Genomic DNA, 21,057 nt, shown 5'->3' with positions numbered 1-21,057 from the left:
GCATGTAGGTGTTCCAATTATGAAATTAATAGCTTGGAGGACATTGAAAATTACAAATTCATTGCTCTAGTTAAGATAGACTCCATTTATTTTCTCAAAGAAGATACATTAAACTCTAGGCCTACTCACCATATTGACATTTCAATTCTTGATCTATATCGTGGAGTTTCAGTTAACACCATACAAGTTTCTGGAAGCAATCATAATTTAAATACATGGAGATGGACCTCCTGTGACATGGATATTAATCCTGGAGAAGAATGGGTCTTGTTTGCATACTTACTCCCTGATTCTACGCTTCAAACCGGCTTATGCACTTTTTCTCAAAAGTATAAAAATATAGATGGACAACGAGATTGGCTTTTTGAAAGAGGTTTTAAGAGAATTCAGAAGGTAAAACAATTACTTCAACTTACTGATTCGTCATCAAAAATAAAAAATGGAAAACATATTGAGAGCTATCCGCAAGGGTCAGTCGAACTAGAGGCCCAATACAAAAACGGAAAGCTGGAGGGTGAGAGAAAAATTTGGTACACAGATGGACAAATAATGTCGATTGAAAACTTTAAAAGTGGATTGAAAGAAGGTAGATCAATCTGGTACAACCCGAACGGTTCGATCTTAAGAACTTGTAATTATAAAGATGGTCATGAATCAGGGGCTTGCATCGTATACTATAAAGAGAATACAATATTGAGGGAGTCTAATTATTCAGAGAGTGGTGTTCTACTGATATCTTCCCATTTTGATATAAACGGCATACTAATAGACACTTACGAAACTGTTCCCCTTAGAAATGAAAGTATATCAACTTACTATTATGAAAGTGGTGAAGTCAAGGAAAGAAGTATATCAAAAATTGGAGAAGTGACAGAAAATACGACTGCCTATTTTAAGAACGGGGGTATAAAAGCCACATGGCAATATTTTAATGAAGGTCCGTTGAAACAGGAATACAAACAGTACGATGAGAATGGAAGTCTTATTGATCATAAACAGGTTAACAGGAATCATGAGACTATTTGGTTAAAGAAAAGTAGACCAGATTGAATTAAAACCCTTTTTGACAAACTCTTATCAGCAAACTTTAGGAAGAGCATTTCCTTTTCTCAAACTATAGTTGTGAGATATCCGCACCGAAGCTAGAATTTTCTCGAATTAAACGTCAGATTGGGCATTCCTTCCTTTATAATCCACTCTTGAATTTCCCGTTCGAGCACACTATGAACCACTTAACGATTGCATTTTTTGCTTATAATTAGCATTTTGTGGCTTAAAACTGATCTTTTTGTTAATCTTAAATCATGAATGCTACTAATCCTTTAAGCTTTCTGAGGCTACTCGGTGTGGCCTTAATCCTATTTGTTATTGGCTGTACTGAAGAGCCGGAAGACACTCCCGTACCGGTTAGTACTCCCAAGCCAAAGCCTAAACCAGAAGCTGATTTTAGTTTTAGCAGACAGGAGATTTACCCGCAAGATACCATTTCGTTCAGCGATAAGTCATTAAATGCTGCTTCCTGGAAATGGACTTTCCCTTCAGGAGACCCAGAGTCTTCAACAGAGCAAAATCCTGTGGTCATCTTTAATTCCATCGGAGCATACGATGTTAATCTGGAAGTCTTAGGTACAGATGGCGAAACCACGTCTTCTATCACTCAAAAAATCACAGTAAAAGACAATAAAATACCTCCCTACAGCGGGACTATTTTTATAGAGCCCGAGATCATCATTGATGAAGACCCTACGACCTTTCTCTCTGTTACCTATGTTGGCATGGAAAGAGTCAGCCTCTTTGACCGAAGAGCAGAGAATTTTTTTCATGATGTAGAGGTATTTGTTTACACGGCCGATTATGAAAAAGATCAGGCGGTTAAGGTTTATGTAAACTCCGAATTTACCCGTGCACAAGCCGATGAGCACGCCAGATCTTATGCCAGTCAAATGGGGCAACTGCCTTCATTTTTACTCAAACCCATTACAGAATTGCATATCAATGATGGTAACCACCCTTGGAGTGGTAGTCGCGGATTAATGCTGGTACATACTCAACAGGGTGAATCTTATGCTAGTCAAGGAATTGTGGCTGAAACACTCTTGCACGAAGCAAGCCATGCTTCATTACAAGACCTTAATGTGTCTACAGAGTATCTGGAGGTTATGGATCAGGACCCCACCCACCTTTCTACCTACGCCAGAGACAATTTATATGGGGAAGATCTGGCCGAAACCATTCTTTTATATCTGGCCTACCGATATAGGCCCGACAGGCTTAAAGAAGACGAGAAATATAATATCTCAAGACTCATTCCTAACCGACTTCAATTATTAGACAAGCAGGGTTTTGATGTTTATCCGTGGTAGAATCGATTTTTCTTACTGAGTTTTCTATTTGTGGGCAAAGTAGCTTCAGGGTTTTATCCTCTGGCGGTCAGGAAATATTCAAGAAGCCGTAATGCTACAAAAAGGGCAAAAGCAATCAGTAGTTTTATGAAAACCATCTTTTTGGTTCCATTGCTTTTTTCAGTTTTTAGTAGGGCTTTTACTCCCGCCAAGAGCTTATCTCTGTTTAGCCATAAGATGACCAGAATGAGTAGCTGATATAGAATCGCTGCTTTGAGTGCTCCCAAAAGAACCCCGAAGTAGATATCCTGAAAGATGACGTTTATCAGAATGGTGGAGGTGACTAAGCAGCCTATAAGTCGGGTTCTTTTGAATAGAATGAGAAATCCGCCAAGGACCTCAAAGAAGCCTATGGTGATGGCAAATGGTTTTGAATAGCCGTAAAATGCCCACATCAGCTCCATCCCAGTCATTTCAGAAACAGTTTTATCAATTTGAGCAGCTCCGTCAAATTGTATCACTTTAGCTCCACCATAAATGAACATGGCCAGAACCACCACCCAACTGATGGCGTTTTCAAGGATTTCAATTTTGTCTTTTTTGGTGAAAGTCATTTTGAGGTTGAGTTAAATGAAAAAGCCAGCCGGCTAAGCCAAATTGATCCGATTTTCTACTTCAAACATACTCAAAACCATGAATGAAAGGCATATGAGCAGCGAGAACAGCGTCTCCGAGACTCTTAACAAAAAGAACCACTTATTTACAAAATGGCTAAGTCTCTTTACAATCATTTTGGAATACCAGCGGCCTAATTATCACCCTACCTCAATATCCGCATACACCGGAAAATGATTCCTAATATTTGTTAAATGGGTCTAAAGAACAGATGATTAAGGCCGTAAATCCCTATCTTTAGAAAACTCCAACACCAAATCATTCTGACATGAAAATGAATAAACTTGCACTCCTTATCTTCACTAGTTTACTCTTCAACCTGACTTCTTACGCACAGGAAAACTCAAATAGGGAGAAACACCAAGACCTATTAAAAATGGACGCCGATGCCATTATTTTTGTGGATGCCGCTGAAAGTGAGCAGGTCCTAAAAGCTAAAATTGATTTCTTAAAAAGTCTTATTCCTGAAAATAATATTACCTATAAAATTGAAAACGGCCTCATTACCTATTTTGAATTCAAAAGCCATCAGGTTAGTTGTTCGTCAGATAAGTTTCAGAAATTTTATGTGACCATTAAAGGGGATAGAAACTTAAACTGTGGCATTATGGACCGGCTTTAAGTAGGGGTCCGTTAAAGTTCTAACCATTAATTTTCACGTTCCCTGATTTCACTTGACTTCAATAATCCTTCACCAGCTCATCTATGTATACTGCCCTGGCAGTTAACCAGGCCTTCATATTTTCTTTTTCAAAATCAGAATTACCACGCCCCCATTTTTTGAAATCTTCTCTGCGTGATTCCTTAATTTCAGCAGCTTATTCATCTACAAAAGACAGAAGCCTGTTAAAGTCTTGTTGCCTGAAGGTTTGCCACTTTTCTTTAAAAAGTGATTTTATGACAGGGTCAGCGGCAATTCTGCCAAACAACGTGGTACCTACCGACTGCCAGATCCAGAAAAGCGGTCGGTTTGAGTTCACATAGTGCACCTGACTTTGTTCATACGAAAAGGCCCAGTCGAAATCCCAAATAGGGCCAATATGAAACTTACCCTCCGCTGTTTTATACAGGTATGTGCTTTTGGGGTGGTTTATTTCTTCATTGCAGGTATGCGTATAAACCAGCAGGTAATCGGCCATAGCTTCTGCATCAAAATACTTCAGGTAATCATTGCCGGGGAAATCTGGGGCAAATACCCGCTTTTCAAGTTGATCGAATTCATTGGAAATTTTGTCGATCTGTGCCTGTGAGGTGATTTCAGGGTGTTTGATCTGAACCGGCAGCTGGTAATGGCTGCTGAAGAAATAATCGTCATCAGGTTCTATTATAGTATCCAGCGAAAGTAACAGGCCGTCATCACCTACATTGACACGGTTCTCTTTCACTTCTATTTGCTCAGTAAGCGTAAAACTGCCCAGAAATTCATTATTCAGCCAAAGATATACTGGCTTCATGTGGTTTGTGTAGGGCATTTTCAGCAGTTGGTCTATTTCCATGGCTACAGCATTCTGTAGCAGCGAAGGGTCCAGATAATTTGCCAGCAAAACCCATCTCTTCTCTGGTTTGAGTCCCGGCAGACCGGCCTTTTCTTTTAGTTTTATTTTGAATAGTTTTTTGGGGAACGACCAAGTGGTATTTCCTCGCCCTCTTATTTCAATGTCAGCTGAAAAGCTTTCTCCGTTTTCTACGCTCAGTGTGGCATTCAGATAAGTGTGTTTTGAAGTAACAGGTTCCTTGTTTTCTGTTATTATTCTGAGGGAGGGAACAGTACTTTCTGCAACAGGCGAATCAGTGTTTTTTTGACAGCTCCACAGTAAAAACAGCAATAAAATATAGTATCCCCTCTTCAGCTTCTTGTGATTTTTCAGATCTGAAAGTAAGAATTTGAGTTTACTATCTGATCTGCAAACCAGAGGAAATTTATGCATGACTATAAATACTGATTTTAAGCTTAACAGAGGCAACCGCCTTATTTGAGACGAACCGCGGGTTCTGTCAGATGTCTAATAGGCGTTTAAAACTTGATGATGTTACACCAAACAGGAGTATTGAAAACTGCTTGACGAAGCCGTAAGTATCGGATCAAAAAACATATTATTCCAAAACGAAAGTGTTTGAATTGAAGAGGCTGTCTGAAAGTTCGAAATGAAGTTCACCCTTACGCTTTGAAACATATAATTTAACTATATCCCGGTTAACTCTCAGGTGGCTTTTCGAATTTTTGCCTATAATGTCACACCCGAAAAGCCTTGTTCCGTCAGGGAAATCTATTACATAAACTTGAGAATCCTTCAAATAGTTAAAATCAGAAGGCTTTTTCAAGATTACTTCAGAATTCTGGTTATTACGTATCCTCTCTTTATCTAAACAATGCTCAGAAGCTTTGGATGAATCTTGAAATACTTGACAAAGAAAAATTATGAGAGAAATAAATACTCCTACAAGACCGATGAACATTTTAAATTCATGTAGTGCATCCCAAAGGCTTTTAGAACTACCTTTATTTACCATTCGCAAAACATTTACGACTAAAATAGAGTCAAACCTTTATAACTTCCAAAAGATATACTCCGGAACCCATCTCATCTGAATTCACCCCACCTCAATATCCGCATAAACCGGAAAATGATCAGAACCTTCTTTGAGGGCTGTTTTGAGATTTGTACTGAGGCCGGTAGAGTGCGGTGAAGAGTATGGGTTTAGCACATCTCCTTTGTTCAATTTCAAGCCGCGACTAATGAGGATATGGTCTATCAGCACCGTAAACCAATTTTTGGTGATGGTATCCGTAAAAGAACTAGAGCTAGGCGACCAGCCGTATTTGCCCAGCTTAGGCTTTCCTAAGGCACTGGTAAGGATTAGGTCTGGCTCATAGACAGAACCCAGCAGTATCTCTATAGCACTTTTGCCAAATCTACCCTCGTAAAAGTCGCTGCCCATACCGTCATTGATATCACCGGTCACCAGTACTTCATCACCCTCTTTTATCCACTTGTCTATTCGCTGGCGTATGTGCATACACTCGGCATATAGTTTTCTGCGATTTAACATAGAAAGCTGCTCATATCTGGCATAATCCACGTGATCAAAAATGCCTTTTGATTTAGCATGAGCTACTATCATCTTAAAAAGCTTCTTTTGGTCAGACTTTCTTTTAATGGTAGCCTCCAAAGGTGGTCTGAAATGACTGTATTGCTCTTGAATGCTCTGCTCTAAGGTATCTACCAAAAAGGGTTCATTAAATGCATTTTGAGCCTCCGGCGTATGGTCTACAATAAGTTTATCGGCGTCGTAAATCATACAAAGCTCCTGCTGCCCATTTGAAACATGACCTTCCATAGCCTTGTAGTTTCGGTAGGTGAGACCGAATGTCTGCATCCAAAGGTTTAGTTGATCAGTGGCCGTTTTCGAACCATTTTTTAAGCTGTCTGGCCCTTCTACCACTGCCAGCACATCAAAATCAAGAAGCTTTAAAACTTCTATGAGCCTCATGCTCTTCACCGTCCACTTTTCTTCCTGATTCCAGTCAGATTCGGGTTTTGAGGCCGGTGGTGGAGTGTTTATAGGAATGCCATTCACAAAGACATTCTTCATCCATTCCATGTTGTATTCGGCTATTCTAAGTTTCATGGTTCTTTTTTCTTTAAAAATACCCAATAACCCAAAGCCAAACATCAGGTAAAAACACCTTTTCTATTTTCTGGTTTATGACTGCCAGTCGCTTTCTTCCAGCATAAAAACATCGTGGATTTTAGCATTACAAACCTCAGCTATTTTAAGTGCTAAAACGGTGGAAGGTATAAACCGACCTTTTTCAATGGAATTTATGGTCTGACGAGAAACACCTACTTTTTCTGCTAAATCTGCCTGAGTAAAGTCGTTTTTTGCCCTTTCTACTTTAATTGAGTTTTTCATTTACTCTTTAAACTTCAAAAATTGAAAGATTCCATAGGCCAGCAAAAGGGCCAAGGTTAAGTATTCAAAAGCAGAATGAGAATACCAAGAATCTGTTTCTATACTATATCCGTCAAAGTTCACAGAATAGTCTAAAAGAGCGAAGATTAATCCTGCAATTGGTATCGCTAAAGCCAAGGCTTTAAACTTTAATAGAACTACCCTCTCATCATTCATTTTTTCTTTAGAGAAATAGATAAAAACTAAAGAAAAAGCTGCGGGAGTGCTAAAGGCAGTCAAATCAAAAATACCAAACTCAGATAACCGATATAAAAAAATACCAATCGAAAGGGCAAGCAAGATTAGTCCAAAGTACCTGAAATAATGAGGGTAGTGAAATACATAATTTCTCATGATTGTCTTGTTTTATTACCTAAATGTAAAACAAACTTTACAAATAGACAACAATAAAAGACATTTTGATGGTAGCCTTTGAAATTAGCCTAAAGTGCCACCAGCTCCTTGGCTTCATTGAGCTTCACCACTACATCAAACTGATCTATCTCTAAACAAAACGGAATATCCTTACCTCCGCTGAGGTTTTTTAGGCGGTGAAGGTGACTGGCTCTTTGCATATATTCCAGAAGGTTGCCTTTAGCCACATCATAGCCGGCAATGGCCAGGTGAGTGGAGTCACCTACTGTTTGTAAAAATTCCTGACAGCCTAAGGCCAGAGCCCCGGCAAAAAGTACGTCCTCCAAACCAGGTCTGCCTTTCCAGCCAGCCGCTAGCACTATGACATCTTTCTGAAGTGTTTTGAGGTAACTCACTGTAGCTGTCAAATTCCCAAATGAAGCTGCCAGAATTTCATCTGCGGCCATTGATTTATTGACCGCCAGAGTACCATTTGTTGTAGTCATCGCCACTTTTTTGCCTTTGGCTCTTTCTTCCATATAGCTGAAAGGCGAATTGTCCAGGTCAAAACCCTCAATCAGCTGAGCATGACGCTCACCTCCCGCCAGCCAACCTTCTGCCTGTAATGTTCTGCAATCCTCTACTTCTATCAGAGGTTTGATGGCCTTTACTCCGGTAGCCAAACCAGCCACAATGCAGCTGGTAGCCCTGAAAACATCTGTGATTACTACTACTTTCCCCTCCAACTCATGCTGATGTATGAGCTCATGGGTTAAACAAACTTCTATGGTATTCATGCCGCAAAGGTAGAATTTTGACTAGTATAAAACAGTAATTAGTTCGGCATAGCAAGCGGGTTTATTTGCACCCTTTATTTCAATGGTGCACTCCACTATCATCTTTACTCCACCGTTGTTTATTTCAGATGCATGTTTGAGTTTTGCCGTAACTCTGATTTCACTTCCAGAGGCAACAGGATGCATAAAACGTACCTTTTCTGATCCATAATTGATACCAATTTTGGCAAAAGGAGCCCTGTAAACGGTTTCCATGAGTTTAGGAATCAATGATAGTGTAAGATAACCGTGGGCGATGGTTCCACCAAAAACCGTGTCTTTGGCCTTTAACTCATCCAAATGTATCCATTGATGATCAAAAGTAGCATCTGCAAACTTCTGAATAGTTTCCTGTGTGACTTTCAACCAATCTGAGCTGCCTAGATTTTTGCCTATATGGCCCGCGACCTCTCGCTTTTCATTAAAAATCGTGATGTTTTCTGAGGGGTTTTCTGGCTGAGCAAAGTCCTCCTGTTTGATCGGTATCTCAAAGGCTTCTTCTTCTGCAACAGGAATCACCACGGCTTTTCCTTTTATTTTTCTTTGACTCAGATCCTGCAAAGCTTCTTTTGAATCGGCCAGGGCATATACTTTGTCAATATGCGGTTTCAGCTGACCCGCCAGATAAAACATGCCAAGCTCCTGAAGGTTTTTATAAGCCTCTTCTGGCTGTTCTTTTACAAACCGGCTAAAGAATACACCGACAATAGAGCAGCTTTTAAGCAAAGGAATATTTAAGCCTATTTGCGGAACATGACCGCTGGCAAAACCCACCACCAAATAACGACCCTCTGCAGCGGTAGCTCGTAAGGCGGCATCTGAGAGCTCACCGCCTACCGGGTCAAAAACCATATTTACGCCTGTGCCATTTGTTAATTTTTTGACCGACTCCTTTAGGTTTTCTTCATTATAATTGATCAAAAAATCTGCTCCATTTTGTTTACAAAGCTCTAGTCTGTCAGCAGAAGAGGCCGCAGCAATTATTTTGGCTCCCATCGCTTTACCTAGCTGCACCGCTGCCAGACCAACTCCCCCGGCCGCACCTAAAACCAAAAGTGTTTCATTGGTTTTGAGGCCTCCCCGGTTTTTTAAGGCGTGATATGCCGTTCCAAAATTATAACTGAATGAGGCCGCTTTTACATAGCTACTACCTGCCAGCATCGGGAATGCGGCATCTGCTTTCACTACGGCATATTCTGCCATGCCGCCCCATTTGCAATGCGAAAAAACGGAGTCTCCCTTTTTAAACTTTTTGACCTCACTACCCATATCTACTACTTCGCCGGCTATTTCGCCGCCAGGTGAGAACGGAAGCTCTGGTTTTAACTGGTATTTACCCTGTACTATCAGCAGATCTGGGAAATTCAGGCTGCAGGCTTTAATTTTTATCAGAAGTTCATCTGCAGCGGGTTTGGGTATAGCTACGTCTTTTAGTTTCAAAGATTCTATGGTTCCAAACTGCTCGCAAATAAGGGCTTTCATAGGGTTTCGGTTACTTTTACACAATATTGGAATGATAAATGCCTTTAATCAAATAAATGAGTCGCATTTCTAAATATAGTTTTCTTCTGGGCGTTCTGTGCAGTGTACTCACAGGTGTGGCTCAGGCACAGGAAGTAGAAGTCATTGGTTTCGAAGAACTGGATAGTTTGATAAAAATCGATGCCGAGGAGGTGAAGGTGGTCAATTTCTGGGCTACCTGGTGTAAACCATGCATTGAAGAAATGCCGGCTTTTGAAACTATTTCAAAAGATTATCGTCTAAAGGATGTGAAAGTGCTGTTGGTAAGCCTTGATTTTGCAAAAGACCTAGAAAGGGTTGGTAATTTTGTCAAAAGAAGGGAATTGAGTTCTGAGGTTGTATTACTCAATGAACCTGATTACGACAGCTGGATCAATAAAATAAATGAAGATTGGTCTGGTGCTATTCCAGCCACTCTGATTATCAGTAAAGCAGAAACGAAGTTTTTGGAGCAAAAAATGGATGAAGCCGAGCTGAGAAGTACAATTGACAAATTGTTAAATTAAACCGAAATTAGAATCGAGGATTTGTGCTTACAATACTGAATCCTCTAAACAGAGTAGAAATGAAGAAGTTAAAAATATCCATGGTTGCCTTATTGGTGCTTGCTGCCCTGTCTGGTACCTACTTCCTTACTGATGCCAAAGCCAGCAAAGGAAATAAACTGAAGTCTCCGACATCTTTGGTATTACCTACTGGCTATGAAGTAGGAGATGAAGCCACCGATTTTAGTTTAAAAAATATCGATGGCAAAATGGTCTCTTTGAAAGACTTTACTCAGGCCAAGGGCTTTATCGTGGTCTTTACGTGTAACCATTGCCCATTTTCTAAGGCTTATGAAGACAGGGTAGTTGCTCTTGATGCCAAGTTTGCTGCTAAAGGCTTTCCTGTAATTGCCATTAACCCAAATGACCCTGCGGCTTACGAGGAAGATTCCTTTGAAAACATGAAGAAAAGAGCAGCAGAAAAGGGTTATACCTTCCCTTATTTGGTAGATGAAAAGGGAGTTGGACAAGTTTACGGTGCGGCCCGAACTCCACATGTGTTTGTCATCAAAAAAGAAGAAGGAAAAAATATCATCAAATACATAGGTGCTATTGATGATAATGCTCAGGACCCGTCATCGGTTTCTAAACGTTATGTAGAAGATGCTGTAAACAATTTGCTGCAAAACAAACCAGTGGTAACCCAAAGCACTAAAGCTATCGGTTGCTCTATCAAATGGCGTAGCTAATTGAGATTAAATAATCAGAATATAGAGGCTTATCTGTTCAGGTGAGCCTCTTTTTTATGTCCAAAACCCCGTATTACAGTGTTGAATGTTTAGTTTTGGTCAAAAACTAATTTAATGGCAATCCCTACTCCTCCTAAAGTTTTCTCTCCTGAGCGTATGAATCAGCTGGTGGCATTTGACCGCCTGCTAAACATCATGGATGATCTCCGTGAAAAATGCCCCTGGGACAAAAAGCAGACTATGGAGAGTCTTCGTCACCTAACTATAGAGGAGACCTATGAACTTTCTGATGCCATTCTGGAAGGTGACCTCAATGAGGTCAAAAAGGAGTTGGGAGATATCATGCTTCATCTGGTTTTTTACGCCAAAATTGGGTCTGAAACGGGTGATTTTGATATCTCAGAGGTTTTGCATGGAATATGCGAGAAATTGATAGCTCGTCATCCTCATATTTATGGTGACATTAAAGTGGAAAATGATGAGCAGGTCAAAGAAAACTGGGAAAAGCTAAAGCTCAAAGAGAAAGGAAATAAGAGTGTTTTGGGCGGCGTACCCAATAGCTTACCCGCCCTGGTCAAAGCCATGCGTATTCAGGAGAAAGCTCGTGGTGTGGGGTTCGACTGGGAAGAAAAACAGCAAGTTTGGGGCAAAGTAGAAGAAGAAATGCAGGAGTTCAAAGAGCATTTCAATGCCGAAAAGGCAGAAACCATTGACGCCGAAAAAGCAGAAGCAGAATTTGGTGATTTGCTATTCTCACTAGTCAATTACGCCCGATTTATTGACTTAAACCCCGAAACAGCACTTGAACGTACCAACAAAAAATTCATAAAACGCTTTCAATACCTCGAATCAAAAGCGAAAGACCTTGGTAAAAACCTAGCAGACATGACTCTAGCCGAAATGGATGTTTTCTGGGAAGAGGCGAAGGGGATGTGAGGTAGATTATTGAAGTTCTTCCGGATGGATTATGGGAGGAGATTCTTTCTAATGATCTTTCCTTTTACCTATGCAATCGAACAAAAAAGAATCTAACTTACCTATGTAATCAAACAAATTGTGTGCATATTTACCTATGCAATCAAACATTTGTTGACCTGAATTGTACATTAAAAGAGATTTATACGCCTATTTAATTCAGTGGAAAAGCCTTTCTTCACGGCTTCCATTGATTTTGCGTGGAGCAAGACAGGTGGGAAAAACTACCTTGGTAAAGGAGTTTGGAGAAGGCTATTCTCAATTTTTGTATTTCAATCTGGAAAGGGCGGAGGATTTTTCTCTTTTTGCAAATATTGAGAAGCTAAAAGACACGCTTAACCTCCTTTTTATTGCCAGAAATTTCCGGTTAAGTCCAGATATTGAAACGCTTCTATTTATTGATGAGGTTCAGGAAAAACCAGAAGTAATTGAGATGCTGCGTTATTTCCATGAGGATTATCCATATCTGCATGTTATTGTAACCGGGTCTCTACTGGAGTTTGGAATTGAGAAGATTCAAAAGACACCAGTTGGCAGAGTAGAGTATGCTGAGCTACACCCACTCAATTTCAGAGAGTTTCTGATGGCCATGAACCAGAATATGCTCCTTGAACAAATTGATACAGTACCTCTCCCCGAAACGTTTAATCCGCTACTATTAAGTCTTTTTCACAATTACGTACTCATTGGTGGTATGCCCCGAATAGTGGCAGAATATGCTGAAAATCAAAATGCTACAGCATTGGCCCGATTATATGCCTCTATCATTGAATCTTATAAAACAGATGTAGAAAAATATGCTTCTAATGACACACAAAAGCGTGTGATTAGACATATTATTAATGCGGCTCCGTTTGAAATTGACAACCGTATAAAACTAAATAACTTCGGTAATTCGTCTTTCAAAACCAGAGACGTGAAAGAGGCTTTTGACGCATTACAAAAAGCCAAACTCATGCGGCTTATTTACCCGAGTACTGATACTAACCCTCCATTATATCCTGATTTATTGAAAAGCCCCCGACTCCATTTTCTGGATACTGGTTTGGTCAATTATCAACTCGGAATTCAGCAGGAGATACTGCAACTATCTGACTTAAATGATGCATCACGGGGCAAACTGGTTCAGCAAATAGTTTTGCAGGAATTAAACTCTACGCAGATTTTACCGGACAAAACCTTTCATTTTTGGGTTCGTGAAGAGCGTGGAACCACCTCTGAAGTAGATATTATTTATCCGTACAAAAAATATATTATCCCCATAGAGGTGAAATCTGGAGCCACCGGTAGTCTGCGTTCTCTTCACGAATTTATGGACCGATGCCCACATTCGTTTGCAGTTAGAATCTACGCCGGAAAAATCGGAGTTGATAGCCTGAAGACACGAAAAGGGAAGGAGTACAAACTTCTTAACCTCCCCTATTTTTTAGTTTCCAAAATAGAAGAATATTTGGAGTGGTTTATAGAATCTAATAACGACTTTACCCCTATTTAGATACCTCCGGCCGAGATGGATGTTGGTGGAGAAACTCCACGGAGCCTGAAAAAATATTAATAATCATCAACCCCTCGCCATCCTCCTTTCCATTCGTCTAACACGAGTGGCATTTTTACCATCAACACGGGAAGCCACAGCCCAAAGAGCAGCAGGAAGCCAGCCGATAATGGTAATCTGAAGAATTAAACAGAGAATTCCACTTAGAATTTTGCCTCGCAAAAAGAAAGACAACCAAGGCACTAAAACAGCAATAAGTAACATAGCTTTTTCAAAAGTTTGAGACTAAGTTACTTACTGCCGAAAGTCTTGTAAAACGAATTTTGATAAACGGTCAAAGCCCCCTCACCTTCGGGGAGGGCCGGAATGGGGTCAAAACTACAGCTTCACCTCACAGCCCCCTTTGGCTCCAGACTTGAGAACGGCCTCTACAACACGAATGTCTCTTAAACCTTCCTCACCAGGTGCCAGGTAAGGCTTTTTATTGAGTATTGCCAAGGCATCATTATCTAGTTGTAACGGTTGTTGACGATCCACCGGCGTGTAGATTTCGGTGCCATCAGACATACTTCCGCGGTTTCCGCCGTAGCCAGTTTGTGGTTCCATTTTTAACCATCCCTTTTCATAATTGACCTGAAGGTGATTCATATTCACACCAAAGCTAGACTGACAAGTAGCCATTGCTCCGCTCGGAAACTCTAAAACATAAGTGGCAGTTTCTTCTACTTCATGATAAATATCTGGTCTGGTGGTAGAGAGATGAGCCTTTACAGAGATGGGCTCTTCACCGGTTGCCATTCTGGCTCCTTGAATAGCGTAAACTCCCATATCTCCCATGACACCGCCGCCCATAGCTTTCTTCTGTTTCCAGTGATCTGTTCTCGTTTCAAAATAGCCAGCTGCAGAGTTAACCATTTTCACTTTTCCGAAACGTTGATCTTTTACGACTTGTCGATATGCCTGGATATTGGGGTCATGCTGACAGCGGTAACCTATCGCCAAGCTCACCTTGTTTTTATTGCAGGCATCTATCATGGCCTGACAGTCGGTTACAGAAGGAGCCATTGGTTTTTCACACCAGATATGTTTACCCGTACCCGCTCCTCTTACTGTATACTCACGGTGCATTGAAGGTGGCAAAACCACATAAATCACATCAATATCGGGGTTATTGGCAATTTCCTCGTAATTCTGATAATTATAAACGTTCTTATCACTGATGCCGTATTTCTCTTGCCAGACAGGGATTTTTTCAGGAGAACCAGTGACAATGCCCTTCAGTTCACAGTGCTGTGTTTTTAACAAAGCCGGAGCCAGAAGATCTCGGCTGTAATAGCCCAGCCCCACCAGGGCAACTCCCAGTTTTTCTTTTGCTGGTCTAGTAGCTGCCAGCAATACATTTGGTGAAAATGCAGCCACTGAAGCAGCTATTGCAGAATTTTTGACAAAATTTCTTCTATTTAATTCCATGGGTTGAATATTTGTGTCTTTAAAAATAATTGAATTTCATTGTCAATCATTATACAGAAGATAGGAATCTGGAATTCATTAGACTAGCAATTCGGTTTAATCACCTATGACCAAAGAAAACCTAAAAATAATTGGCAGACATGAGAAGGCTATTTTACCAGACCTTTTCTCCTACCCTATTGATGTTAAGATAGATACAGGGGCCTATACATCAAGTTTACACTGTCTTTCTATAGATGAAAACAAGGGCAGTATAACTTGTGAATTTGTTAATGAACTGGATGGTGAAGTATTAAAGAAAAAAGTCATCTTTGCGGACTTTAAGAAACGCAAAGTCAAGAGTTCTAACGGCACTGCCGAAGAACGATTCTCTGTAAAAACAAACATAAAAATTGGTAAGAATTCATATCCGATAGAAGTGACTTTGACAAACCGAAGTCAAATGAAATACCCGATGTTACTCGGACGTAAATTTCTCAAAAACAGATTTATCGTGGATGTTTCTAAGAAATACAGTTTACCAATTCAATCTTCAAAAACAAACTAGAATCGGCCCAAGTGGCTGATAGAAAATCGAAATTATACGGATGAAAATAGCAATCTTATCTAGAAATCCTTCTTTATACTCAACTACTCGTCTGAAAGAAGCCGGAGAAAAAAGAGGTCATCAAATGGTGGTGATTAATCCACTAAAATGTGACCTGGTGATTGAAAAAAAGAAACCACAGATCTTTTATAACGGCCAACCCCTAACAGGTATTGATGCCATTATTCCTAGAATTGGTGCATCTGTCACGTTTTACGGTACAGCCGTAGTAAGGCAATTTGAGATGATGAAGGTGTTTACCACCGTAGAGTCTCAGGCACTGGTTAGGTCCCGAGATAAATTGAGAAGTATGCAGGTGCTGGCAAGAGCTGGTGTAGGGCTACCGAAAACGGTTTTCACCAATTACTCCAAAGACACAGAGGCTGTTATTGAGAAAGTGGGTGGTGCTCCATGTATCATCAAACTATTGGAAGGTACGCAAGGTGTTGGGGTGATTTTGGCAGAAACTAAAAGTGCGGCTACCTCAGTTCTAGATGCTTTTCAAGGTCTTCAGGCAAGAGTGATAGTTCAGGAATTTATCAAAGAAGCCAATGGCTCAGATATCAGAGCTTTTGTAGTGGATGGTGTCATTGTAGGAGCCATGAAAAGACAGGGAAAAGAGGGCGAGTTTCGGTCTAACCTGCACAGGGGTGGCACTGCCGAAATTGTAGAACTTACTGAAGAAGAAGAAAATGTGGCTCTGAAAGCAGCCCGTGTGTTGGGCTTATCCGTTGCAGGGGTAGATATGTTAAGATCAGACCATGGACCTAAAATTATGGAGGTTAATTCTTCGCCTGGACTGGAAGGAATTGAAAAAGCAACCGAAAAAGATGTTGCCAAGGCAATCATCAGGTATATTGAGAGACATGTTGACTAGGCGATTTCGCTTTTCACTTGAACGTCAATTAATATACGATACCTTTCGCCGCTTAAAGAAAGGCTATACTTCTTCATGATCTTTGTATATTCACTTTCATGATGTTGAGCAGTATTTCGCGATTGGCTGAACATTACTTTTGCATCAAAACACGGATATCAATTGACTAAAGGAATATACATTGCCACCACTGAAGACCACAGTGGTAAATCTTTACTTTCATTGGGGCTCATGCATACATTGCTAGGCAAAATGCCCAAAGTGACATTTTTCAGGCCAATCGTTCATGATACTGAAAAGGACCATCATGCAGAAATCATGAAGTCGCACTTTGACCTCCCTTTTGAAATCAACCAGCTGACAGGCTTAAGCAGACAAAACCTCATTGAGTTACTCAATCAAGACAAACTCGGAGATGTACTGGATATTATTATTTCTAAGTACAAAGAACTGGAAGACAATTCTGATTTTGTACTTGTAGAAGGAACAGACTTTGCAGGGCAAGGGAGTCTTGTGGAACTTGACTTAAACGTTCTCATTGCCAAAAACCTGGGCTTACCGGTGGTTTTGATAGGAAACGGAAAAGACAAAACTGCCAAAGAACTGAAGTCATCGATGCAAATGGCCTATCGTTCTTATGAAAAACAGGAGGTACCAGTTATGGCCGTAATAAGCAATAAAGTATTGCCTGAAAACCTCTATGATACACAAAAGGCCATTCAGAAGTTTTTACCACCTGGTGCCGAATCTTTTGTGATTCCACATAATTCCAATCTATCGAGTCCAACAATGAAGGAGATAGCCGAGGCCCTTGATGCCAAGGTTTTATTTGGTGAAGAATACCTCTCAAATAAAGTAGGTTCCTTTGGTGTAGGTGCTATGCAATTGAGAAATTACCTGACCCAGATCAAAGATGATAATATGGTCATTACCCCTGGGGATAGAGCAGATCTTATTCTTGGAGCTTTACAGGCCAATATCTCTAAGAATTATCCCAAAATGGCGGGCATTGTGCTCACCGGAGGTTTGATACCTGAAGAACCTATCATTCGACTTATTGAAGGCTTACAAATCAATTTGCCTATTCTCTCGGTGAATAGAGGCACATTTTATGTCGCCAATACGGTAGGCAATGTCAAGGCGAATATTTTTGCCTACAGCAAAGAAAAGATTAGCAAGAGCATTGAGCTTTTTGAAGAGTATGTGCCTCTGACCAGCATGTTTGAGAAGTTTACCTACTTTAAGAACAAGCTTCTGACACCGCGAATGTTTCAGTACAACATGGTCAAAAGGGCACGTGCAGCTAAAAAACATATTGTTTTACCAGAAGGCTATGATGAGCGAATTCTTCAAGCCGCCGCAGAGCTTGTCAATAAAGACCTTGTAGAAATTACTTTACTTGGTGACCTTGATAAAATTAGAGCCCGTTCTTTAAAGCTTGGCATTAGCCTTGATTTTGCCAAAGTCAAGGTCATAGATCCGCAAAATTCTAGTCTCTTAGAAGATTTTGCAGATACCTTGTACATGCTTCGAAAGCATAAAGGAATGACCCGTGATGTGTCAAAAGACCTGATGGCTGACGTCTCTTACTTTGGCACTATGATGATTTATAAAGGACTGGCAGATGGAATGGTCTCAGGTGCTGTACATACTACTCAGCATACCATTAGACCCGCACTTCAGTTTATCAAGACAAAGCCAGAGTCCAGCGTAGTATCTTCTGTTTTCTTTATGTGTCTTGACGACCGTGTTTCTGTTTTCGGCGACTGTGCCATTAACCCAAACCCGAGTGCCTCAGAATTGGCCGAAATAGCCATTTCTTCAGCTGATAGTGCCCAGTCTTTTGGTATAGAACCCAAAATTGCCATGCTTTCTTACTCCTCAGGTGACTCCGGAAAAGGAGAAGACGTAGACAGAGTTAGGGAGGCCACTGCTCTGGTAAAAGAAAAAAGACCCGACCTAAAAGTAGAAGGACCAATTCAATATGACGCTGCTGTAGACCCAATTGTCGGTAAAGCCAAAATGCCGGATTCTGATGTCGCCGGTCAGGCCAGCGTATTAATTTTCCCTGACTTGAACACAGGAAATAATACCTACAAAGCGGTTCAAAGAGAAACCGGTGCTATCGCCATTGGCCCAATGCTTCAAGGACTCAATAAACCTGTAAATGACCTAAGCCGTGGATGTACGGTTGATGATGTTTTCAATACAGTGATTATCACAGCCATTCAAGCCCAAGAATTCTAAAATGTCAAAAATATTTGTTCTAAACTGTGGTAGTTCGTCATTAAAGTTTCAATTGCTTCAGATGCCTGAAGAAAAGGTGATTATATCTGGATTAGTTGATAAAATAGCACTCGATGGTTCTACTCTTACATACACTTTTGACGAAGTAAAAAAGAAGCTATATCACAATATTCCTACACACCAAGAAGCATTAAAGTTAGTGTCAAGTTTATTGACAGAAGTAGGTGCTATCCGGTCAACAGAGGAGGTGGCAGCTATTGGTCATCGTGTAGTTCATGGGGGCAGCAAATTCAATAAAACTACCAAAGTAACAGAACAGGTTAAACAAGAAATAGAAGAATTGGCAGCTTTGGCTCCTTTACATAATCCTGCAAATTTAAAGGGAATAGAAGTGGCAGAAGCTGTTTTTCCTCTGGCCACTCAAGTAGTTGTTTTTGATACGGCTTTTCATCAGACTATTCCTGAAAGAGCTTACCGATATGCCATTCCCAAAGAGCTGGCTGATCAAGAAAAAATACGTCTTTATGGCTTTCATGGCACCAGTCATCAATATGTCAGTCGACAAGCTTTAAAATATCTCAACAAGCCCGATGCTAAACTGGTGATTCTGCATTTAGGAAATGGCTGTAGTGCTACCGCCATTCAGAATGGCCAAAGTATAGATCATTCCTTAGGTTTTGGTCCATTGAGTGGGCTGGTAATGGGAACCCGTAGTGGCGATATCGACCCTTCTGTGCTGATGTATCTAATGGGTAAAGGATATAGTAAAGACGACCTGAGCCAGCTTCTTAATAAACAAAGTGGGATGCTGGGCCTTACGGGAAGTTCAGACCTTAGAGAAGTCACAGAAAAACATGAACAAGGCGACCAAGACGCCACCCTCGCTTTAGACATAAATACCTACCGTATTAAGAAGTTTATTGGAGCATACGCAGCCATTTTAAACGGAATTGATGCAGTCGTTTTTACTGCAGGTATAGGAGAGAATTCCAAACTTATCAGAGAAATGGTCTGTAATGAAATGGAGTTTCACGGTATCCATTTTGACGCTGATAAAAATCAAAGAAATGAAATAGAAATCAGTTCTGATAAATCAAATGTAAAAGTGCTGGTGATCCCAACTAATGAAGAATTGGAAATAGCAAAACAAACCTACGCCTTGCTTTAGATCCCAATTACTTCGCTGCGTTTTTCAAGGAGGACATTATCCTGCCAAAGCCCATCTCTTTGGGCTATTTTTTCTTTGTAGCCAATCTGCCTGAAACCACAATTCAAGTGTAAATGAATACTGGCTTTATTCTGTGGAAATATGGAGGATTGAAGTGACCATATCCCATTATTTTCTGATGACTCTATGAGTGCTTTCAGCAATAACTTTCCATAGCCTTTTCCTTGTGTAGTTTTTGAGAGGTAAATCGTCACCTCTGCTACCCCTTCATATACTTTTCTTGTGGATACCGCACTTAAAGCAGCCCATCCATTGACCTGACCTTCCTTTGAAAGGACCAATCTGGAGTGTTTGAGAAACTTATTGTCCCATTTTTCCCAGTCAGGCACTTCTGTTTCAAAAGTCGCCATGCCAGTAGCTAAACCTTCCTGATAAATTTCGGCTACCTGCTGATACATGGCGACGTTAAATGGTTCAATTTTCATTAGCAGCAGCCTCCTCCAGGTGTACATCCTCCGGTGGCTGCAGTCACTGCTCCCACAAGACTTACTTTAGCTTTCTCAGGAATCCCACAAGCGTCTTTTGCAAGGCAATCCGTTTGTTTTGAGGTCAAAAGAAAGTTGGTTCCATCAAAATCAAGCCCAAACTTCATAATCGAAGTCCCTTGGTATTCTACTTCAATATCCAGGTCGCCTAGTCCCAACGTTTTCTCCGAAAGTTCAATGATCTTCACCAACTTCTCAGGGTGAAGTCTATGGTTATAGTCGTTTGCACTCCACAGCTGAAAGTTGGCCACTTTTTCATGACGTACAGTACCTCCACAGTCTATAAAGTGTTTGGTTACTTCTCCTACTTCGGTTACATGGAAATGCTCTTCTACCAAACTTCCGTCTGGTAACTGAAATGCGATGGTCTCTAAACCTTTCAAGTGTTCTTTAATCTCTGATAGTTTCATATTTGTTTTATTGCAATATTACGATTAATTAGTTCAAATTTTTTTAGCAGCAACCTCCACTAAACGTGTCCAAAAAAGAACCTAAAAGGGTTTTTATCTCTGCCCATTTCACAGGGTTTATACAATAGCTTACACTTACACCTTCTATATTTCCTTGGATTAAACCTACCTCTTTCAATTCTCTCAAGTGCTGGCTAATGGTAGCCTGAGCCAAGCCAAGTTCTTGTACCAAGTCACTATTAATGCAAGCATTAGCAGCCACCAGATGATCCAGAATGGCAATACGTGCCGGGTGAGCCAATACTTTGGCCACTCTGGCAAGCTCATTTTGCCTTTCTGTAAACAGACTTGTTTTAGTTACACCCATA

Annotated in this window: 24 protein-coding genes; 11 read left to right on the top strand and 13 right to left on the bottom strand. The window is 40.5% G+C overall.

The window, feature by feature from the left end:
- Positions 1-33: 33 nt before the first annotated feature.
- Together ACUXV0_RS12525 and ACUXV0_RS12520 are read left to right on the top strand one after the other, a co-directional pair.
- Complete coding sequence (locus tag ACUXV0_RS12525) at positions 34-1,050, top strand: toxin-antitoxin system YwqK family antitoxin (protein ID WP_446189901.1); 1,017 nt, start codon at positions 34-36, stop codon at positions 1,048-1,050.
- Between the two features lie 254 nt (positions 1,051-1,304).
- Positions 1,305-2,363: a PKD domain-containing protein gene (locus tag ACUXV0_RS12520; RefSeq protein ID WP_446189900.1), complete on the top strand. Its 1,059-nt coding sequence runs from the start codon at positions 1,305-1,307 to the stop codon at positions 2,361-2,363.
- A 53-nt stretch (positions 2,364-2,416) separates the two neighbouring features.
- On the opposite strand, the gene ACUXV0_RS12515 is transcribed toward ACUXV0_RS12520, so the two are convergent.
- On the bottom strand, positions 2,417-2,956 hold the full coding sequence (locus ACUXV0_RS12515) for a hypothetical protein (RefSeq protein WP_446189899.1): 540 nt from the start codon (positions 2,954-2,956) through the stop codon (positions 2,417-2,419).
- Positions 2,957-3,291: 335 nt separating this feature from the next.
- Between ACUXV0_RS12515 and ACUXV0_RS12510 the strand changes: the two genes are divergently transcribed.
- Positions 3,292-3,639 (top strand): hypothetical protein, encoded by a 348-nt coding sequence (locus tag ACUXV0_RS12510; protein WP_446189898.1) that lies wholly within the window; start codon positions 3,292-3,294, stop codon positions 3,637-3,639.
- Positions 3,640-3,835: 196 nt separating this feature from the next.
- Here ACUXV0_RS12510 and ACUXV0_RS12505 read toward each other — a convergent pair whose 3' ends face one another.
- The 7 genes from ACUXV0_RS12505 to ACUXV0_RS12475 form a co-directional block, all read right to left on the bottom strand.
- Entirely contained in the window at positions 3,836-4,945 is a 1,110-nt protein-coding gene (locus ACUXV0_RS12505) for a CotH kinase family protein (protein WP_446189897.1), read from the bottom strand.
- A 166-nt stretch (positions 4,946-5,111) separates the two neighbouring features.
- A complete protein-coding gene (locus ACUXV0_RS12500) occupies positions 5,112-5,528 on the bottom strand; it encodes a hypothetical protein (RefSeq protein ID WP_446189896.1) in 417 nt (138 codons plus the stop codon).
- Positions 5,529-5,609: 81 nt separating this feature from the next.
- Entirely contained in the window at positions 5,610-6,647 is a 1,038-nt protein-coding gene (locus ACUXV0_RS12495) for an endonuclease/exonuclease/phosphatase family protein (RefSeq protein ID WP_446189895.1), read from the bottom strand.
- A gap of 75 nt (positions 6,648-6,722) precedes the next feature.
- Positions 6,723-6,932: a helix-turn-helix transcriptional regulator gene (locus tag ACUXV0_RS12490; protein WP_446189894.1), complete on the bottom strand. Its 210-nt coding sequence runs from the start codon at positions 6,930-6,932 to the stop codon at positions 6,723-6,725.
- Positions 6,933-7,325, bottom strand: a complete 393-nt coding sequence (locus tag ACUXV0_RS12485; protein WP_446189893.1) for a hypothetical protein — start codon at positions 7,323-7,325, stop codon at positions 6,933-6,935.
- A gap of 89 nt (positions 7,326-7,414) precedes the next feature.
- Entirely contained in the window at positions 7,415-8,122 is a 708-nt protein-coding gene (locus tag ACUXV0_RS12480) for a 2-phosphosulfolactate phosphatase (RefSeq protein WP_446189892.1), read from the bottom strand.
- Positions 8,123-8,143: 21 nt separating this feature from the next.
- Positions 8,144-9,643 (bottom strand): zinc-binding dehydrogenase, encoded by a 1,500-nt coding sequence (locus tag ACUXV0_RS12475; RefSeq protein WP_446189891.1) that lies wholly within the window; start codon positions 9,641-9,643, stop codon positions 8,144-8,146.
- Positions 9,644-9,699: 56 nt separating this feature from the next.
- On the opposite strand from ACUXV0_RS12475, the gene ACUXV0_RS12470 reads away from it, so the two are divergent.
- From ACUXV0_RS12470 to ACUXV0_RS12455, 4 genes are all read left to right on the top strand, one after another.
- On the top strand, positions 9,700-10,188 hold the full coding sequence (locus ACUXV0_RS12470; protein WP_446189890.1) for a TlpA disulfide reductase family protein: 489 nt from the start codon (positions 9,700-9,702) through the stop codon (positions 10,186-10,188).
- Positions 10,189-10,247: 59 nt separating this feature from the next.
- The gene (locus tag ACUXV0_RS12465) at positions 10,248-10,916 is read left to right on the top strand and encodes a thioredoxin family protein (protein WP_446189889.1); all 669 of its coding nucleotides are present in this window, start codon (positions 10,248-10,250) and stop codon (positions 10,914-10,916) included.
- Between the two features lie 114 nt (positions 10,917-11,030).
- Entirely contained in the window at positions 11,031-11,852 is an 822-nt protein-coding gene (mazG, locus tag ACUXV0_RS12460; RefSeq protein ID WP_446189888.1) for a nucleoside triphosphate pyrophosphohydrolase, read from the top strand.
- A 163-nt stretch (positions 11,853-12,015) separates the two neighbouring features.
- Positions 12,016-13,386 carry an ATP-binding protein gene (locus ACUXV0_RS12455; RefSeq protein WP_446189887.1) on the top strand — a complete coding sequence of 457 codons (1,371 nt, stop codon included), beginning with the start codon at positions 12,016-12,018 and terminating at the stop codon, positions 13,384-13,386.
- A 66-nt stretch (positions 13,387-13,452) separates the two neighbouring features.
- Here the strand turns inward: ACUXV0_RS12455 and ACUXV0_RS12450 are convergent, their stop codons facing one another.
- On the bottom strand, positions 13,453-13,650 hold the full coding sequence (locus tag ACUXV0_RS12450; protein WP_446189886.1) for a YqaE/Pmp3 family membrane protein: 198 nt from the start codon (positions 13,648-13,650) through the stop codon (positions 13,453-13,455).
- 114 nt (positions 13,651-13,764) lie between these two features.
- Positions 13,765-14,856, bottom strand: coding sequence for a Gfo/Idh/MocA family protein (locus tag ACUXV0_RS12445; RefSeq protein WP_446189885.1), 1,092 nt, complete (start codon positions 14,854-14,856; stop codon positions 13,765-13,767).
- Positions 14,857-14,962: 106 nt separating this feature from the next.
- Between ACUXV0_RS12445 and ACUXV0_RS12440 the strand changes: the two genes are divergently transcribed.
- The 4 genes from ACUXV0_RS12440 (at position 14,963) to ACUXV0_RS12425 (ending at position 19,734) form a co-directional block, all read left to right on the top strand.
- The gene (locus ACUXV0_RS12440; protein ID WP_446189884.1) at positions 14,963-15,403 is read left to right on the top strand and encodes an ATP-dependent zinc protease family protein; all 441 of its coding nucleotides are present in this window, start codon (positions 14,963-14,965) and stop codon (positions 15,401-15,403) included.
- A gap of 40 nt (positions 15,404-15,443) precedes the next feature.
- Positions 15,444-16,319: a 30S ribosomal protein S6--L-glutamate ligase gene (rimK, locus tag ACUXV0_RS12435; protein WP_446189883.1), complete on the top strand. Its 876-nt coding sequence runs from the start codon at positions 15,444-15,446 to the stop codon at positions 16,317-16,319.
- Positions 16,320-16,481: 162 nt separating this feature from the next.
- Positions 16,482-18,566, top strand: coding sequence for a phosphate acetyltransferase (gene pta / locus ACUXV0_RS12430; RefSeq protein ID WP_446189882.1), 2,085 nt, complete (start codon positions 16,482-16,484; stop codon positions 18,564-18,566).
- A 1-nt stretch (position 18,567) separates the two neighbouring features.
- The gene (locus tag ACUXV0_RS12425) at positions 18,568-19,734 is read left to right on the top strand and encodes an acetate/propionate family kinase (protein WP_446189881.1); all 1,167 of its coding nucleotides are present in this window, start codon (positions 18,568-18,570) and stop codon (positions 19,732-19,734) included.
- On the opposite strand, the gene ACUXV0_RS12420 is transcribed toward ACUXV0_RS12425, so the two are convergent.
- From ACUXV0_RS12420 to ACUXV0_RS12410, 3 genes are read right to left on the bottom strand one after another with little or no spacing between them, the layout of a single operon-like run.
- Positions 19,731-20,219, bottom strand: a complete 489-nt coding sequence (locus ACUXV0_RS12420) for an N-acetyltransferase family protein (protein WP_446189880.1) — start codon at positions 20,217-20,219, stop codon at positions 19,731-19,733. The genes ACUXV0_RS12425 and ACUXV0_RS12420 overlap by 4 nt on opposite strands.
- The gene (locus tag ACUXV0_RS12415) at positions 20,219-20,689 is read right to left on the bottom strand and encodes a DUF6428 family protein (protein ID WP_446189879.1); all 471 of its coding nucleotides are present in this window, start codon (positions 20,687-20,689) and stop codon (positions 20,219-20,221) included. The genes ACUXV0_RS12420 and ACUXV0_RS12415 overlap by 1 nt, the downstream gene beginning before the upstream one ends.
- Positions 20,690-20,732: 43 nt before the next feature.
- Positions 20,733-21,056: an ArsR/SmtB family transcription factor gene (locus ACUXV0_RS12410; protein WP_446189878.1), complete on the bottom strand. Its 324-nt coding sequence runs from the start codon at positions 21,054-21,056 to the stop codon at positions 20,733-20,735.
- Between the last annotated feature and the right edge of the window lies 1 nt (position 21,057).

The organism is Jiulongibacter sp. NS-SX5 (genome assembly GCF_052828545.1).
This window is presented reverse-complemented; position numbering and strand designations above follow the sequence as displayed.